Consider the following 16,483-nt stretch of genomic DNA (forward strand, 5'->3'; position numbering starts at 1 on the left):
GGCGGGTTTACTGGCCGGACAGGTCGGCAAGTATCTTGTCTCTGACCAATTGCCCCGACAACGTCACCATCGGCATGCCGCCGCCGGGATTGACGCTGCCGCCGACGAAATACAGATTACGCAATTCGCCGCTACGTTGCGGGGCCTTGAAGCCCAGGTTCAGATTGCGGTCGGCCACCACGCCGTAGATGGAACCCCGGTTGGAATAGTAGCGGGCTTCGATGTCGGGCGGCGTCCAGTATTCCTCGCAGACGATGTGGCGGCGCAGATCGGTCAAACCCATCCGTTCCAATTTGCTCAACACCCGCTCGCGCAAGGCCCAATAATCGTCGGCGCTCAGCGGTTTTTCCGGATCGATGTGCGGGATATGCGGCAGAATCTTGATGATTTCGCAGTCGGCCGGTGCCTGGGCCGGATCGGTCTTGCACGGCGCCACCAGATAAATGGTCGGGTCTTCGGACAAGCGGTGACTTTTAAACACCGCATCGAAATGCTCGCGCGGGTGATCGGAATAAAAAAAGTTGTGATGCGCCAGTTGCGGATAAAGCCGGTCCACGCCCAGGTGCAGCACCAGGCCGGAGCAACTCGGTTGGAAGCGCTGGACTTTTTTCAGCGCCGGGGCCGGGCTGTTCAGCAGTTTTTCCAGGCACGGAATCACTTCCATGTTGGATACCACCAGATCGGCGGCCAGCCGTTCGCCGCTTTGCAGGCGGATGCCGGTGGCGCGGCCGGCTTGGTGCTCGATGGCGGCGACTTCGGCATTCAGCCGAATCGTCACGCCCAATTCCAGCGCCAGTTTTTCCAGGGCCTGAGCCATTCCGTACATGCCGCCCTTGACGTACCACAGACCGTATTGGTATTGGATGTAGGGCAGCAGATTCATCAAGGCCGGTGCGTCATAGGGCGAGGAACCGACGTATTTGATGAAGTAATTCAGAATGTCCACCAGTTTCGGATCGGAGACGAAGCGGCGCACGCCTTGATCCATCGTGCGAAATACGTCGAATTTCAAACTGCGCAGCGGACCGTAGAATTTCAACAAATCCCAAAAGCCGTCCAGGCCCTTGGCAAAGTAACCGGTTTCGGTTTCCCGGCCCAATTCGCCGGCATAGGCCTTGAAGCGTTGGAATTCGTCGTACACCTGGGGACCGAGCTTTTCCAACTCGCGACGCTGGTTTTCCGGGTCGGCGCATAAATCGACGACGGTGCCGTCCTCGAAAAAATTCCGCCAATGGGTTTCGACCGCCTCGATCGCCACGTAATCGGCCATGCGTTTGCCGACCCTGGTAAACAAGGCTTCGAAGATGTGCGGCATGGTCAGGATGGAGGGGCCCAGATCGAAGGTGAAACCGTCTTTTTCCAGAATGTTCAGCTTGCCGCCGACCTTGTCGTTTTTTTCGACCAATTCGACTTGGAAGCCTTCGGAGGCCAGCGAAATCGCCGCCGATAGGCCGCCCAAGCCGGCGCCGATCACGACGACATTGCGGTGCTTAGTGTATTGCTGCATGGTTAGCCTCGTTTGCCTGTCAACAGTAATTTAAGATTGTGCCAGCGCTGGGTCAGGTCGAAAGCCGAATACTCCCGAAACGCCTGCAAAGCCGGCCAGTTGCGTTGGATGCGTTGTTTCAGCGTGCCGGCGCCGTGCACGAAGTCGATATAACCTTTTAAGTTTTGATAGTGCTGTTCGGAATAGGGAAACCAGTTCGGTTCCTTGGGCAAGCGGCTGCGGCTGGTCAGTCCGGCTACCGGATAGCTAAAGCTCAGCAAGCCCTCGGCGCCGTGATAGCGGCCGAAGCCGCTGCGCTTGACGCCGCCGAACGGCAGGCCGGGATGGCCGATGTTTTTGATGACGTCGTTGACCGCCCAGTTGCCGACCTGCAATTGCCCGGCCACCTGTTCTGCCTTGGCGATGTCGCTACTCCAGATACTCGCGTTCAAGCCGAATTCGCCGGCGTTGGCCGCCGCGACCGCGTCGGTTTCGCCGTCGAAAGCCTGGATAGGCAATAACGGGCCGAAGGTTTCCTCGCGCATCACCCGCATATCGGGTGTGACGTTCCACAACAGCGCCGGCGACAGGAAGCGGCCGTCGCGTTGCAACGCGCCCGAGGCTTGGGCGCCTTGGGCCAACGCGTCGTCGTAATGGGCTTGGACGATGTCGATTTGCCGGTCCGAGGTCATGGCCCCCAAATCGGCGTCCGCGCCGGTGCCGACTCCCAGCTTGGCGACGCCGTCCAGCAACAAGGCCAGGAATCGGTCGTGGCACTCGCGTTGCACGTATAAGCGTTCGATCGACACGCACACCTGGCCGCTGTTGCTGAACGCGCCGTACAACGCGGCGTTGGCGGCGCGCGGCAAATCGGCATCGGCGAACACGATCATCGCGTCCTTGCCGCCCAGTTCCAGCAGCACCGGGATCGGATGTTGGGCGGCGCGGCGCATCGCGGCGCGGCCGGACTGCAAGCCGCCGGTGAAGAACAGCAGGTCGGGGCCGGCGTCGATCAAGGCTTCGCCGACCGCGCCGCCGCCGATCGCCCATTGCAGCAGGCCTTCCGGCAAATCCAAGCCGGCGAATAGTTCGATGATCAGTTGGCCGACCGGCAGACTCAACTCGGACGGCTTGATGATCGCGGCATTACCGGCGATCAAAGCGGTCAGTAGCGGTGCCACGGTCAGTTGCAGCGGATAATTCCACGGCGAAATAATCGCGGCGACGCCGTAAGGGCGGCGTTGGATTTGGGCGGTGGCGCCCGGAAACGCGAACGGCGAGGTCGGCACCCCGCGGCCGGCCAGAATCCCGGCGGCGTGTTTGCGGTAATAGCCCAGCAAATCCAACAACGGATAGATTTCGCCGAGCAGGGCTTCGGTGCGCACCTTGCCGGTGGTCAGGCGCAGGCAATCGACGATGGCGTCGCTGTCCGCCAGCAGCCGTTCGGTCAGCGGCGCCAGTTTCGCCAGCCGTTGTTCGACGGACAGGCTGGCCCAGGCCGCGCCGGCGGTGCGGGCGGCGGCCATTTGTTCGGCCAGCGCGGCGGCGGTCGTGGGCCGGTATTCGCCCAACAGGCGGCCGTCCAGCGGTGAAACGGCGCGAATCGGCGAGGGTTCTATAGACATGGGTTGGCTGGACTCAGGGTCGGCAAGCAGTTAGGGCGAAGGCTGTCGGCCGAAACCGCGCTGGCGCGGCAAGTGGCCTTGGCTGTCACCGGTTCGGGCTAGTTTTTTAACCAGCGGCTTTGATCGATGTCCCGAAACGCCACGCCGTGTTTTCGCGAAATCAGCCGCGCCGAAATCCGCGCCGATTCGTAAATCGTCGGCAGGCCGCTGCCGGGATGGGTGCCGCCGCCGACCAGATAGCAGTTGTCCAGCTCCTCGAAGCGGTTGTGCGGCCGCCAGTACAGCATCTGGCCGAAGTGGTGGGCCAGGCTGAAGGTCGCGCCCTTGTAGACGTATTCGTCGCTTTCCCAACTGCCCGGCGTGATGATTTTTTCGCATTCGATATGCTCGCGCAGATCGGTCAAGCCCATGCGTTCGGCCAAGGTATCCAAGACTTGCTCGCGCACGGTTTGGCAATGTGCCTGCCAATCCACGCCGCTGTCGTTGTTCGGCATCGGCACCAGCACGTACAGCGCCGATTTGCCGGCCGGCGCCAGCGTGGCGTCGCTGGCGGACGCGTTTTGCACGTAGAACGAAAAATCCCGGCTCAGGGTTTTGTCGGCGAAGATATTGCGGATGTTGGTGCGATAGTCCTTGGCAAAGGCGATGGTGTGGTGGGGCAGGTCGTAGACCTTGTCCAAACCCAGATACAGCATGTAGGTCGAGCACGAGTAATCGAGTTTTTTCAGTTTTTCCGGCGCGTACTTTTTCAGTTGGCCGGGTTGCAGCAAATGGCTCATCGCGTGGGCGAAATCGGCGTTGACGATCACTTCGTCGCCGCGCACTTCCTCGCCGTTGTCCAGCTTGACGCCGTTGACCGCGCCGTTTTCGACGATGAGCGATGCAACCCCGCTATTCAGGCGAATCTCGCCGCCGCATTCGCCGACGACCTTAGCCATCGCCTCGGCGATTTGATTCAAACCGCCCTTGACGTGGTAGATGCCGTATTCGTGTTCCAGATAGGGCAGCATCGTGAACAAGGCCGGACATTCCCACGGCGACATGCCCAGATATTTGGATTGAAAGCAAAACGCCAACCGCATTTTTTCCTGATTGAAGTAGCGGCCGAGATTGGCGAATACGCTTTTCGGATAGGCTAGCCAGGGCAGGGCCTTGATCAAATCCCAGGACAAGAACGAGGCCAGGTCGGAATAGTCGCGGGTGATGCAGGGATATAGGGCTTTAAAGCGTTTGCGTTCGTTGACGATGAAGTCGTCGTAGCCGGCGGTGCCTTCGTCGAACACCCGGTTCAGTTCGGCCCGCATGTTCTCGCGGTCGGAATACACCGAAATGTCGCAGTCGGCGTATTGCAGCCGGTACATCGGCGCCAGCGGCAGGAATTCCAGGTAGTCCGCGCTTTTCCGGCCGCACAATTCGAACATTTCGTCCAACACGCCCTTCATCAGCAAAAACGTCGGTCCGGTGTCGAAGGTAAAGCCGTTCATCCGAATCGCCCGGTTGCGGCCCCCGACTTCCGGGTGTTTGTCGAATATCGTAACCTTGAAACCGCGCTGGCCGAGCAGCATGCCGGCGCACAGGCCGCCCGGGCCGGCGCCGACGATGATGATGTGTTTGGGCATGAGTGACTGAGGGGGAGCGTTGAAAAAAGCCGGTAATGTAACAGTATTTTTCGGCTTTGACCCAAGCGATGATGTCGGCCGCCGCCGCCGCTGTTCGGCCGGCGATGCGCCGGCTGGTCCGCTAGGCGCCGCCGGAGGCGGGTTCGATGCCGATTCGGCTCAGTAAGGCTAGGGCTGCGTCGTAATCGTAACCGGCTACCGCTCGTTGAAAATCGGCGTGCGATTCGCCGAGCGCGGCTTGTAAAGCCGCGTCCAGCTCGCGCGCCGAGCGATTGGCCAAGGCGTTGTTTTCGGCGAGCAAATCCGCCAATTCGCTCAGGCGCCGCCGCGCTTCGGTTGGGTCGATGGCGGCGGCGACCGAAGCGACGAACGGCATGTCGCCGATGTCTTGCAACAAGGGTTGCAATTCGGCCGCGCAGGCCTCGATCAGCGGCAGGCAGAGGTCGGCGCTCAGCCGGTCTCGAAGCGCGCGATCCAGCGGGGCTATCCGCTCGGCCAGCGCGACCGCGCCCAAGGTTGCCGCGACGCCTTTCAGGGTATGGCTCAGCGCCCTGGCCGATTTGTAGTCGCCGCGCGTCAGCAGTTGGGCAATGTCGGTCGGATCGTCGCGGTTATGCTCGGCGAATTGGCGCAGCAGCTGCAGATATTTGACCGGATCGCCGCGCAGCATCGCCAAGCCCCGCTCCGCGTCGAGGCCGCGAATTCCGCGTAGGCGCTCCAGGAGCTGACTCGTGTCGTCGCCAGCACCGGCGGACTCGGCAATCGGCTGCGGCGATGCCGGTTCCGGCGTCGGTGTCAACCAGTGCAGCAATGTCGCATACAGTGCCGTCGGGTTGACCGGTTTGGCGACAAAGTCGTTCATGCCGGCTTGCAGGCAGGCGGCGCGGTCTTCGTCGAAGGCGTTGGCGGTCATCGCCAGGATAGGCAACGCCGCGAACTCCGGCAGTTCCCGAATCGCTCGAACGGCTTCCAGGCCGTCCATTTCCGGCATCTGCATGTCCATCAGGACCAAATCGTAATGACGGCTCAGAATTTTCTCGACTGCCAGCTTGCCGTTTTCGGCGGTATCGACGATCAGGCCGACACCGTGCAACAGTTCCAACGCGACTTCGCGATTGATCGGGTTATCCTCGGCCAGCAGCAATCGGGCACCGGCATGGTTGCGGCGTAGCCGATTTTCGTGGTCGGTCGTCGGCGGCGGTAACGGACCCGCCGCCACGCCGTGACCGCGTTGCAAGCGGGCGGTAAACCAGAACCGGCTGCCGGCGCCGAGTCGGCTTTCGACGCCGGCATCGCCGCCCATCATTTGCGCCAGCTTTTTGGTGATGGCCAAGCCCAGACCGGTGCCGCCGTATTTACGGGTGGTGGAGGCATCGGCCTGGGCAAAGTATTCGAACAAGGTCGGCAATTGCTCGGCGGCGATGCCGATGCCGGTGTCGCTGACCTCGAAGCGGACCAGCAATCCGTCGTGTCGGTCTTCCAATAAACGCGCCACCAGTCGCACCGTGCCGGTTTCGGTAAATTTGATGGCGTTACCGGTGTAGTTGAGCATGGCTTGGCGCAGGCGGGTGGGGTCGCCGCGCAACCAGGTCGGTACGCCGGCGTTTTCGACCTCCACCCGCAAGCCTTTATGCTTGGCTTGGTCGGCGGTGAGCGAGCGAATGTGGTCCAGAACCGCTTCCAGCGCGAAATCGGTTTGTTCCAGTTCCAGCCGGCCGGCTTCGATTTTGGACAGGTCCAGAATATCGTTAATGATGGCCAGCAAGTGTTGGGCGGCGGCGTCGATCTTGTCCAGCCTTTCGCGTTGTTCCGGCGTGGGCAGACTTTGCCGCAAGATATAGGTCAGGCCGATGATGGCGTTCATCGGCGTGCGGATCTCGTGGCTCATATTGGCCAGAAAAGCGCTTTTGGCCTGGTTGGCGGCGTCGGCTTGCGCGCGCGCCGCAGCCAATTCGGCGGTGCGACTGGCCACCAGTTCCTCGAGGTGGTGGCGATAGCGGTCCAGTTCGGCGCCGATGCGTTTTTTCTCGGTGATGTCCTCCTGGACCGATACGTAGTGGCTGACGCCGCCGTCGCTACCGCGCACCGGAATCACGATGGCGAACTCGACGTATTCGCCGCCGTCCTTGCGCCGATTGACGAATTCGCCCTTCCAGGTTTCGCCGCGCGCCAAGGCCGCGTTAAGCGCTTGGTAGGTGGTCGCCGGAGTTTTGCCGGATTTTAGCAGTCCGGGCGTACGGCCAATGACCTCGTTCCGGCCGTAACCGCTACGTTCGACGAAGGCTTGATTGACGTATTCGATGTTGCGGTCAAGGTCCGTGATCAAAATCGCGTCGGGGCTTTGTTCGACGGTTTGCGCCAGTTTGTGCAGTTGTTCGTCGGCGCGTTTGCGTTCGGTAATGTCCAGATTGATGCCGGCCAAGCGGGCCGGCTGGCCGGCGGCGTCCAATCGGGCCTGGCCCTTGCTCGCCAGCCAGCGGATTTCGCCGTTATCGAGCCTTAGGCGGAATTCGACATCGAACGGTTCTCCGATTAAAACTCGGGACTCCCATTGCCGGTCGATTTCCGCCAAATCGTTCGGATGAATCAGATTGCGCCATTCCCGGTAGCTGACTTCGGTTCGGCCCGGCATCCCGTAAAGCCGGGCGCATTCCGGAGACCAGTAGCAGCGACCGCTGGTAATGTCCAATTCCCAGATACCGACGTGAGCGCCTTCCTGGGCCATCAGCAGACGCTGTTCGCTGGCCAGCAAGGCCGCCGCCGCGGCCTCGGCGCGCTGTTGGGCGGCCAGCGCGTCCTCCATCAGATTCAGCGCGGCCTGACGGGCTTGTTGCTGCTCGAGTAATGCTTGCTCTTGGTTTTCCAACAGGCGCGCTTCCGCCTGTTTTCTTTCGGTGACGTCGAAAAACGCCATCAATAAGTCGCCGCCCATCACAATGCCGGATACCACCGCGATGCGTTGACTGCCATCCTTGCAGCCGATGCGGTATTCCAACGCTTCGATGTCGCCGCCGCCGACGGTGGCTCCCAACACGGCGTCGCTCCAAGTGTTCATGGCCCAGGTGCGGTAGTGTGGGTCGGGAAAGGCCAGCATCCACCACAGATCGATGTGAAGGATGTCGGCGCGGGCATAGCCGAACGTGGTTTCGAAGCGGAGATTGGCGTCTAACAGCGTGCCGTCGCCGCCGACCAGACACAGCGGTAGCGGCGCATTGCGGAACAGGCTGCGGAAACGTTGTTCGCTGGTGCTGACCGCCGCCTGGGCGAGTTTGTGTTCGCTAATGTCCTCGACGCTGCCGCTCAAGCCCAGCAAGCCGCCGTCGGCGTCCAACTTCGGCACGCCTCTGGAGACGATCCAGCGGCGTTCGCCGTCGGGACGGACGATTTCGGCTTCGCATTGGTAAGGTTGATGCGAGGCCAACGCTTGCGCGATCGCCGCTTCCAGCCGGCGCCAACTGGCGGGTTCGAAGCGGCCGGCGATTTCGGCGAATTTCAGCGGCGCTAGGTCTGGCGGGTGGCCGAAGATGCGATACATTTCGGCCGACCAGACCGCTTGGTCGGTATGCGGGTCCCATTGCCAGCTGCCGACTTTCGCCAGGTGTTGGGCTTCTTGCAACGAGGTTTCGCTGTCCCTTAACGCAGCCTCGATGCGTTTGCGTTCCGTGATGTCTTCCACGACGCTCACGAAACAGCCCGCGCGATGTTCGGCGGCGGCGATCGAGCCGACCGTCAGGTTGACCCAGACCGGGGTGCCGTCCTTGCGCAAATAGCGTTTTTCCAGATTGTAGCGCTCGATGTCGCCGGCCAGCATGCGTTCGATTTGCGCCATGTCGTCGCGTAAATCGTCGGGGTGGGTGATGTCTTGAAACGACATGCGCGTCAGTTCGTCCGCCGAATAGCCGACGATTTCGCACAAGCGGCGATTCACGTACAACCATTGGCCGTTCGGCGCGACCAGGGCCATGCCCGAGGCGGCGTGTTCCAACACCAGGTGCCAGTGCGACTCGGCGGCGTTCAATTGACGGGCGCGTTCGGTTTCTCCGGCGCGGGAGCGCTGCAGTTTTTCGCTCAGGCCGCTGACCAGAACGCCGTTGACGATCAACAAGGTCCATTGCATGGCTTGGTGAGGGGTGCCGAATGCAAAGGTGCCGAGCGGCGGTATCAGGTAATACGCAGTGAACAGGCCGGCCGAAGCAGTGGCCAGCACGCCGGGGCCGAAACCGCCGAGCAAGGCGCTGAGCGCGATCGGCAGCATGAATAGAATCAAGGTCGGAGCGTCGCCGAACTCCGCGGCCAGCGATAAACGCACCGCGATCGCCAAACCGGTCAGCCATGCCGCAATCCCGTAGGCGCGTAAACGGCGGTAGCGATTCTCGGGCATTAAGCGTCTCCGCTCGCGCCGCCAACCGCACCGCCGCGGTGGATAAAGTCGGTGCGGTAGGGCGGCGCTTCGCCCAGTCGCGCGCTTAACTCGTTGACTTCTTGCTTCAGTCGGATCATTTCCAGTTCCCGGCCGACCATGGCCCGATTAAAGCGTTCCAGTTCGGCGTTGCGTCGCGCCAATTCGCCGGTTTGGCGGAGCAGCAGTGCTTCGGCATCCTTTTGGGTACTGACGTCGGACATGACGCCCACCATCCGCAGGGGCTTGCCGTCGATCGTACGTTCGACGACTCGGCCCTTGACTCGCAGCCATTGCGTCGGGCCGGCCGAGTTCGCCAAGCGATAGTCGATATCCACATCCTGAGTTTCGCCGGCGAAGTGGGCGTTGAACGCGGCTTGAACTCGTTCCCGATCTTCGGCCAACACGCCTTGCAGGAAAAAATCGAAATAGGGCATTGTCGAATCGGACCGGTAACCGGTCATTTCTCGATAGCGATGGGTCACGTAGGCGCCGCCTTCGACGATGTCCCAGTCCCAAAGCCCGTCTTCGCTGGCCAACAGAGCCAATTGCAAGCGTTCCTGGTTGACCAGTAAATGCCGCTCGGCCTGCCTTTTTTCGGTAATGTCGCGGGTCAGGCCGCGATAACCCAGTACAGAGCCGTCGTCCCCGCGAATCGGAACGCCATTGGCCAGGACTTGCCGGTGTTGGTCTTGGCGGTTGCGGATGGTGTATTCCAGGTCTCGAAACGGCAGACCGTGTTCGGCGATTTCGGCGAGCGTTTCGCGCGGGCCGGCGGCGTCGCCGGCCAACAGATCGAAGAAACTGGCGCCCAGCATCTCGTCGGCGCGATAGTCCAGCTGGTCTTGGATACTGTCGGACACGTAGCGGAAACGCCAGTCCGCGTCCACTTCCCAGATCCAGTCGGCGGAAGCCTTGGCAATGTCTTGAAAGCGCGCTTCGCTAAGCCGCAAGGCGCGCTCCGCCGCCTTGCGCTCGCTGATGTTCAGCGCGTAAGTCACGCGCCGGAGCGGTTTGCCGTCGGCGTCCTTGGTGACGGTGATGTCGATCATGACCGGGAAACGCCGGCCGTCTCGGTCGATGTGCTCGGTCTCGAACATGCCGTGACCGTTGCGATCCAGTTGCGGAAGCAAACGCTGGATTTGCGGCCAGACTTCGGGCGAATAGACCTTGGCGATGGGCTGGCCGATCAAATCCTCCGGTGCGTAACCGCGTTCGGCCGCGAATTTCGGGTTGACGGCCAGGAAGCTATCGTCGGTGGCATCGGCGATCGCCAGCCCGAAATCGGCTTGGTCGAAGGCACGCGCCCACAGGCGCAGACCGGCTTCGACGCGGTCCCGGCCGCGTTTGGCGCGATAGGCGACCCAGCCGATGCCGAGCAGGGCGCAAGCCATCGTGCCCAATAGCCAACCGTAGTAACGGCCGAATGTCCGCATCCTCTCACCGAGGTTGGCGGCGATCAGATTGTCCAGCGCTTGGGCTTGACGCTCCAGCTCGAAAAAACGGATGCGTAACTCGGTTTGCAAGCGGGGATTGCCGGCGATACCGTCGCCGACACCGGCCAGCGTCTCTCGAAATTGGCGCATGGTTTCGGTGTAGGCAGTCAACTTTTGGGCGGCCGGATCGGCCTCGGCGGGCTTGCCGGCCGGCGATGCCGGCGCTTCCGCCAACGCGGCGGCCAGCGCCCGACTGGCTTGGTCCAATAGCGCCAAACCTTCGCGGCGGTCGAACGGCGATTCCGGCGTCGCCGACAAAAACACATGTAGATAGCCCTTGGCCAAGTCGACTCTGGCATTGCGTAGCCAGGCTTGCTGACTGCCTACACGATCCAGCAGGGTTTGTTGTTCGGTCTGTATCCAGCCGAAGGCCATCGAGAACAAGGCCAACGCGAACAGCACCGGACCGGGCCAGGCCAACCGGTCGGCGCGCCGGTCCGCGAGGGCCGGCCAGTCGCGCTGGATCTCGGTCGGTTTCATCGCGCCATCCGGCCAAGTATTTCGGCGGTGGTGGTCGAACCGGGTAGGGCGTCGGCGCCGAAACCGAATGCTATCAGCAGTTCGCGGTGGGTCGCGCCGCCGACGAAGCCGGCTAGTTGCCGATTCCAACGCGCCAGCAGTTCGCGGTCGCCCGGCCGAAATGCCATGGCGCCAAAACCGATGTAACCCAGGCCGTTGTGGCGCGGCGCTTGAAACGGCGCGGCAATTTCCAATTTGCCCAGACGTTGATCGGCGACCATCCGGTTGACACTGGGTTGCGACAAGGCCAGCGCGGCGGTCAGACCGGTTTCGACCGCGACTCGGCCGGTCAACGCGTCCGGGACCACGATGATTTGCCGGTCTGCGACGCCGCAGGCACGCAGCAGTTCTGCTTCGACGGCACCGTGCAGGACCGCGACCTTCAGCTCGGCTTGAGCGGCGAGGTCGGCATAGCTGTTCAAACGATGAGGATTGCCGATGCCAACCAGTAAGGTTGGACCGACGTGGAAAGTGGGTTCGGAAAATGCCAATAGCGCGGCCCGTTGGGGCGTCACGAACAAGCCCGCGGCGATCATGTCGAAGCGGCCGGCCAGCAGATCGGGGATTAGCGAATCGAAGGCGGTTTGTTGCCAGTCGATTCGGGTAATGCCTAGTTCCGCAGCGATGTGTTCGACGGTTTCCACTTCCAGGCCGGTCAGACGGCCGGCGTCGTCGAGATAGACGTAGGGTGCCTCCAAGGCCGTACCGACCCGCAGCGTGACGTCGCGGCTGATGCGCGCCCAGCTGGTGTCGTCGGAGTTGGCGGTTGAGGCGAGCCACCAAGGCGCCACGAGTGCCGGGATCAGCACTAACAGCGCTATCAATCGGATGGCGTGGGGCTTATGCACGCCGGGCTCCCGGATTGATGCCGCCAAGCGAGAAGCGCGGCGGCGGAGAGTGGTTTAAGGGTTGGCATCGTCGCGGTAGGTGTCGGCGATCGCGCGGAACGCGTCGAAATCGCCGAAAAACGCCTCGACCAGATCGGGGTCGAAATGCCGGCCCTTGCCTTCTTCGATAATGCGCCGGACCTCGGTAAGGGCTAGCGCTTCCTTGTAAACCCGCCGGGAAATCAGCGCGTCGAATACGTCGGCCAAGGCCATGATCCGCGCCGACAACGGAATGGCGTCGCCGCTCAAGCCGTCAGGATAGCCGCTGCCGTCCCATTTTTCGTGGTGCCAATGCGCGATTTCCTTGGCCAGATTCAAAAAGGCCACCGGACCGGCGCCTTCGCGTTCGGCCAATTCGATCGCGTCGCTGCCCAGTTTGGCGTGGGTTTTCATGATGCGCCATTCCTGAGCGTCCAACGGACCGGGCTTGCGTAAGATCGCGTCGGGAATGCCGACCTTACCGATATCGTGCAACGGCGCGGACTGGGCCAATAGTTTGATGTAGTCGTCGGTCAACAGCGCGGAGAAGCGGGGATTGGCCGTCAGCTTTTCGGCCAGTGTCCGCACATAGCATTGAGTGCGCAGGATGTGGTTGCCGGTCTCGGTGTCGCGGATTTCGGCCAATCGGGCCAGTGCCCGGATGCTGACGTCTTGAATGGCTTCGTTTTCGCTCATGCGTCTGGCGATTTCCGACTCCAGCCGATTGTTGCGGATGCGCAGCCAATCGCGGGACTGTTTCAGTTCGAGTTGGTTGCGTACTCTGGCCAGCAAGATAGGCGCGGTGATCGGTTTGGTGATGTAATCGACCGCGCCCGCGTCCAGGCCTTGCAATTCGGCTTCGGCACTATCCATCGCGGTGACGAAAATGACCGGAATGTCGGCGGTTTGCGGTTGTCCGCGTAGTTGTTCGAAGACTTGGTAACCGTCCATGTCCGGCATCATCACATCCAGCAGCACCAAATCGGGACGAGGCCGGGTGCCGGCGATGGAAAGAGCCTTTCGGCCGGAATTGGCGACGAGTACCCGGTACAACGGCGCCAGCAATTCGCTAAGGACCGTTAGGTTTTCGGGCGCGTCGTCGACGATCAATACTGTTTTTCTGAGCATCGGTTGCGGATACTCCTTAATTTTTAATGTTTGCAATCGACAATGCGTTGCGCCGTCGGTGAATCACGCTGGGAACTCTATCACGATTTTTCCGAGCCGGTCCCGGCAAAACTGTGAGCGCAATCAAACTCCTGGGCTAGGTCGCCGAATACTGGAAACCGCTTAGGTCGGCCGGGCTCGACCGCTTCGATCGCGGGATTGGATAGGCTCAGGCGGCGGCGACCAAGCGCCCCAATTTCTCGACCGCGCGTTCGATGTTCCGATCCCAGTCGCAGGCACAGTTAATTCGGATGAAGTTGCGGTACTTACCGGTCGCCGAAAACACCGGACCGGGAGCGATACTGATGCCCTCGGTCAAGGCCCGCCGCGCCAACAGTAATGCGTCGACCGCGTCGGGCAATTCCAGCCACAGGACGAAGCCGCCGGCCGGTTGAGTCAGTTTGGTGGCGGCCGGAAAATATCGGACGATGGCGGCGGTCATTCTCGCGACCGCCTCGGCATAGCGGCGCCGGGATTGGCGCAGGCCGCGTTCGAAACCGCCGTCGGCCAGCAATTCGGCGACCGCCAATTGCGTCAACGACGGCGTTGCCAGATTGGCGGTGTATTTCAGGTATTCGACTGACTTTAAATAGCGTCCCGGCGCGATCCAACCAATCCTCAGGCCGGGCGACAAGGATTTGGAAAACGACGAACAATGCAGCACCCGGCCGTCGTCGTCCCAGGCCTTGATGACCGGCGGCCGCTTCGCGCCATGACCTAAATCGCCGTAGACATCGTCTTCTATCAGCGCGAACCGATGCCGCTCGGCCAGACCCAACAGTTCGCGCTTACGCGATTCGCTCATTAAAAAGCCGAGCGGGTTGCTGTAGTTGGGTACCACCAAACAGGCCTTCACCGGCCATTGCTCGCAGGCCAGTTGCAGCGCTTCCAGGGATATGCCGTCGCGCGGGTGGGTGGGAATTTCGATAGCTTTCAAACCCAGGGCTTCGATGACTTGAAATTGACCGTAAAAGGTTGGCGACTCGATCGCGACAATGTCGCCGGTTTGGGTGACGGCTCGCAAGGCCAGCGCGATGGCTTCTTGGCAGCCGTTGGTCACGACGATGTCGTCCGCCGCCAGCGCGCAGCCGGCTTCCAGCATGCGCCGGGCAATCTGTCTGCGGAGTTCCGGATTGCCTTGCGCCAGTTCGTAGCCGGCGATCCGGTTGCGATGGCGGCGGGCGCAACCGGCCAGGGCGCGTTCGATTCTAAGGACCGGCAGAAAAGACGGCGCCGGGACCGCGGCGCCGAAGGGTACGGTGCGGCGCTCGGCGGCGGCTTTGGCTAAACGCAGCACCAATTCCTGGCCGCTGACCGGCGACGGTTGCAGCACCGGTCCGGACTCCGCCGGTTCCGACAATTTGGTCGCCGGCGCGGCCGGACGCACATAATAACCGGATCTCGGTCTGGCTTCGATCCGGCCGAGGTCTTCCAAGTAACGCAAGGCCTGCACCGCCGTCGCGGCGCTAACCTGTTGAGTTTCGGCCAATTGCCGCACGCTGGGCAAGCGTTCGCCGGGTCGGTAAACCCCCAAGGCAATGGCGCTGGCGAGACGTTCGGCGATTTCCTGGTATAGCAATGACATTGGGCGACCGTTACAGTTGTGGGTGGCGGTGACGAATACAGACAAGCGTTTGCGGATTCTGTACGGGTTAAATTTAACACTTTTGGGTCTGTATCGGTTTTGATTGAGTCGGCTAGCATAAGCGCGTCAATTGTCGGTAGGGCTTGCGGGTCCGATTCGCCGACGATTCGACGTTTCGCCAACCTATGAGAAACCATCATGAATCTACCGAATCAACCGCGCGGTGCCGACGGGCGTGCCGCGTGCTTCGGGATGCTCGGCATCCTGGGTTTCAGTTTAACCTTGCCGGCCACCCGGCTGGCTGTCGCGGACCTGGACCCGGTCTTCGTCGGCCTGGGCCGAGCCGTGGTCGCCGCCGGGCTGGCGGCCGTCGTGCTTTGGTGGGCGAAAGCGCCCCGGCCTTCCCTACGCCAATGCGGACGATTGGCCCTGGTCGCGGCGGGCGTGGTTGTCGGTTTTCCGCTGCTCTCGACGTTGGCCTTGCATACCGCCGCCGCCGCGCATGCCGCGGTCATCGTCGGTCTGGCACCGTTGGCGACCGCGCTCTGCGCGGCTTGGCTGGCCGGCGAGCGTCCCGGCATCCTGTATTGGACGGCCACCCTGATTGGCGGCGCGACGATCGTCGGTTTTTGCTGGTGGATAGGCGGGGGCGGGCTTAGCCGGGCCGATTGGCTGCTGCTCGGGGCGGTGGCCTTGGTTGGTTTCGGCTACGCCGAGGGGGCGCGGATGTCGCGCGAGCTGGGCGCTTGGCAGACCATCAGTTGGGCTTTGCTGTTGGCGGCGCCGTGTTTGTTACCGGCGGTCTGGCTGGCCGCGCCGGCGCATTGGGCGGCGGTCGGATGGACAAGTCTGGGCGGTTTCGCTTACGTCAGTCTCGTCAGCATGTATCTGGCCTTTTTCGCGTGGTATAAAGGTTTGGCGATGGGCGGCATTGCCCGGATCGGTCAACTGCAATTGTTGCAGCCGTTCCTGACGCTGGCCGGCGCGGCGCTGATCCTGGGCGAAGCGGTGGGCCGCTCGCAAATGATCGCCGCTTCCATCGTGTTGGTTTGCGTGATCTTGGGCCGGCGCGAGCCGCGCCGCTTGCGCGTTCCGGCCCTTTCACACTCTGACGCGAGGTCGCCATGAATAAATATTCGCCGATGTTAAAACGCTTGGCTTTGTTTTTGACTTGGCTGCCGTTCGCGTCGCCGAGTTGGGCCGATCCGCCCACTCTCGGCGGTCCGGCGCCACTGTTTCGCTTGCCTACCCACGACGGCGGCGCATTCGATTTGTCGGAGCGGCGCGGTAAGGGCTGGACCGTATTGTATTTCTACCCCAAGGCCGGCACGCCTGGCTGCACCACCCAGGCCTGTGCGTTCCGAGATGCCATTGACGTCATTCGCCGCCAAAATGCCGAGGTATTTGGGATCAGTACCGATAGCGTTGCCGCTTTGCAGGCGTTTCACCGCGAGCATCGCTTGAATTTCACGCTGCTTGCCGACGTCGATGCGCTGACCACCGACGCCTACGGCGTAAAAATGCCGGTGCTGACGATGGCCAAGCGCCGCACATTCATACTCGATCCGGAACTGATCGTCCGGCGCATCGACGACGATGTCGATCCGGCCTTGGACGCGCAACGGGTGGCCGATGTATTGCAAAAATTGCAAGCCGGACCTTAAACAACCAAATCTCACGGAGTTATCACGGAGCGGTGAGTGTTTCGTGAATGGCGTCGC

The 16,483-nt window shown here is 61.9% G+C and carries 10 protein-coding genes; 2 read left to right on the forward strand and 8 right to left on the reverse strand.

Annotated elements, in window-relative coordinates; all coding sequences use genetic code 11:
- Nucleotides 1–7: 7 nt before the first annotated feature.
- The 8 genes from BJL95_RS09545 to BJL95_RS09580 form a co-directional block, all read right to left on the reverse strand.
- On the reverse strand, nucleotides 8–1,507 hold the full coding sequence (locus tag BJL95_RS09545) for an NAD(P)/FAD-dependent oxidoreductase (RefSeq protein ID WP_071157457.1): 1,500 nt from the start codon (nucleotides 1,505–1,507) through the stop codon (nucleotides 8–10).
- A gap of 2 nt (nucleotides 1,508–1,509) precedes the next feature.
- A complete protein-coding gene (locus BJL95_RS09550) occupies nucleotides 1,510–3,111 on the reverse strand; it encodes an aldehyde dehydrogenase family protein (RefSeq protein WP_071157459.1) in 1,602 nt (533 codons plus the stop codon).
- Between the two features lie 98 nt (nucleotides 3,112–3,209).
- Nucleotides 3,210–4,730: an NAD(P)/FAD-dependent oxidoreductase gene (locus BJL95_RS09555; protein WP_071157461.1), complete on the reverse strand. Its 1,521-nt coding sequence runs from the start codon at nucleotides 4,728–4,730 to the stop codon at nucleotides 3,210–3,212.
- Nucleotides 4,731–4,851: 121 nt separating this feature from the next.
- The gene (locus BJL95_RS09560; protein ID WP_071157463.1) at nucleotides 4,852–9,111 is read right to left on the reverse strand and encodes a PAS domain S-box protein; all 4,260 of its coding nucleotides are present in this window, start codon (nucleotides 9,109–9,111) and stop codon (nucleotides 4,852–4,854) included.
- Nucleotides 9,111–11,105, reverse strand: coding sequence for a PAS domain S-box protein (locus BJL95_RS09565; RefSeq protein WP_071157465.1), 1,995 nt, complete (start codon nucleotides 11,103–11,105; stop codon nucleotides 9,111–9,113). The genes BJL95_RS09560 and BJL95_RS09565 overlap by 1 nt, the downstream gene beginning before the upstream one ends.
- Nucleotides 11,102–11,992 carry a transporter substrate-binding domain-containing protein gene (locus BJL95_RS09570; protein ID WP_175463683.1) on the reverse strand — a complete coding sequence of 297 codons (891 nt, stop codon included), beginning with the start codon at nucleotides 11,990–11,992 and terminating at the stop codon, nucleotides 11,102–11,104. Before BJL95_RS09570 ends, BJL95_RS09565 begins: the two co-directional genes overlap by 4 nt.
- Nucleotides 11,993–12,046: 54 nt before the next feature.
- Nucleotides 12,047–13,138: a two-component system response regulator gene (locus BJL95_RS09575; RefSeq protein ID WP_064027733.1), complete on the reverse strand. Its 1,092-nt coding sequence runs from the start codon at nucleotides 13,136–13,138 to the stop codon at nucleotides 12,047–12,049.
- Between the two features lie 208 nt (nucleotides 13,139–13,346).
- Nucleotides 13,347–14,762, reverse strand: a complete 1,416-nt coding sequence (locus BJL95_RS09580) for a PLP-dependent aminotransferase family protein (protein ID WP_071157469.1) — start codon at nucleotides 14,760–14,762, stop codon at nucleotides 13,347–13,349.
- Between the two features lie 198 nt (nucleotides 14,763–14,960).
- Here BJL95_RS09580 and BJL95_RS09585 point away from each other — a divergent pair, with 198 nt between their 5' ends.
- Nucleotides 14,961–15,890 (forward strand): DMT family transporter, encoded by a 930-nt coding sequence (locus tag BJL95_RS09585; RefSeq protein WP_071157471.1) that lies wholly within the window; start codon nucleotides 14,961–14,963, stop codon nucleotides 15,888–15,890.
- A complete protein-coding gene (locus BJL95_RS09590; protein WP_083385861.1) occupies nucleotides 15,887–16,426 on the forward strand; it encodes a peroxiredoxin in 540 nt (179 codons plus the stop codon). Before BJL95_RS09585 ends, BJL95_RS09590 begins: the two co-directional genes overlap by 4 nt.
- Nucleotides 16,427–16,483 lie beyond the last annotated feature (57 nt).

Origin of the sequence: Methylomonas sp. LWB (genome assembly GCF_001856095.1) — a bacterium.
Classification (GTDB): Bacteria; Pseudomonadota; Gammaproteobacteria; order Methylococcales; family Methylomonadaceae; genus Methylomonas; species Methylomonas koyamae_A.

Excerpts from the sequence above, each read along its gene's own strand:
- BJL95_RS09560 (WP_071157463.1), bottom strand. The coding sequence starts at position 9,111 with ATGCCCGAGAATCGCTACCGCCGTTTACGCGCCTACGGGATTGCGGCA.
- BJL95_RS09550 (WP_071157459.1), bottom strand. The coding sequence starts at position 3,111 with ATGTCTATAGAACCCTCGCCGATTCGCGCCGTTTCACCGCTGGACGGC.
- BJL95_RS09545 (WP_071157457.1), bottom strand. The coding sequence starts at position 1,507 with ATGCAGCAATACACTAAGCACCGCAATGTCGTCGTGATCGGCGCCGGC.
- BJL95_RS09565 (WP_071157465.1), bottom strand. The coding sequence starts at position 11,105 with ATGAAACCGACCGAGATCCAGCGCGACTGGCCGGCCCTCGCGGACCGG.
- BJL95_RS09590 (WP_083385861.1), top strand. The coding sequence starts at position 15,887 with ATGAATAAATATTCGCCGATGTTAAAACGCTTGGCTTTGTTTTTGACT.
- BJL95_RS09585 (WP_071157471.1), top strand. The coding sequence starts at position 14,961 with ATGAATCTACCGAATCAACCGCGCGGTGCCGACGGGCGTGCCGCGTGC.
- BJL95_RS09575 (WP_064027733.1), bottom strand. The coding sequence starts at position 13,138 with ATGCTCAGAAAAACAGTATTGATCGTCGACGACGCGCCCGAAAACCTA.
- BJL95_RS09555 (WP_071157461.1), bottom strand. The coding sequence starts at position 4,730 with ATGCCCAAACACATCATCATCGTCGGCGCCGGCCCGGGCGGCCTGTGC.
- BJL95_RS09580 (WP_071157469.1), bottom strand. The coding sequence starts at position 14,762 with ATGTCATTGCTATACCAGGAAATCGCCGAACGTCTCGCCAGCGCCATT.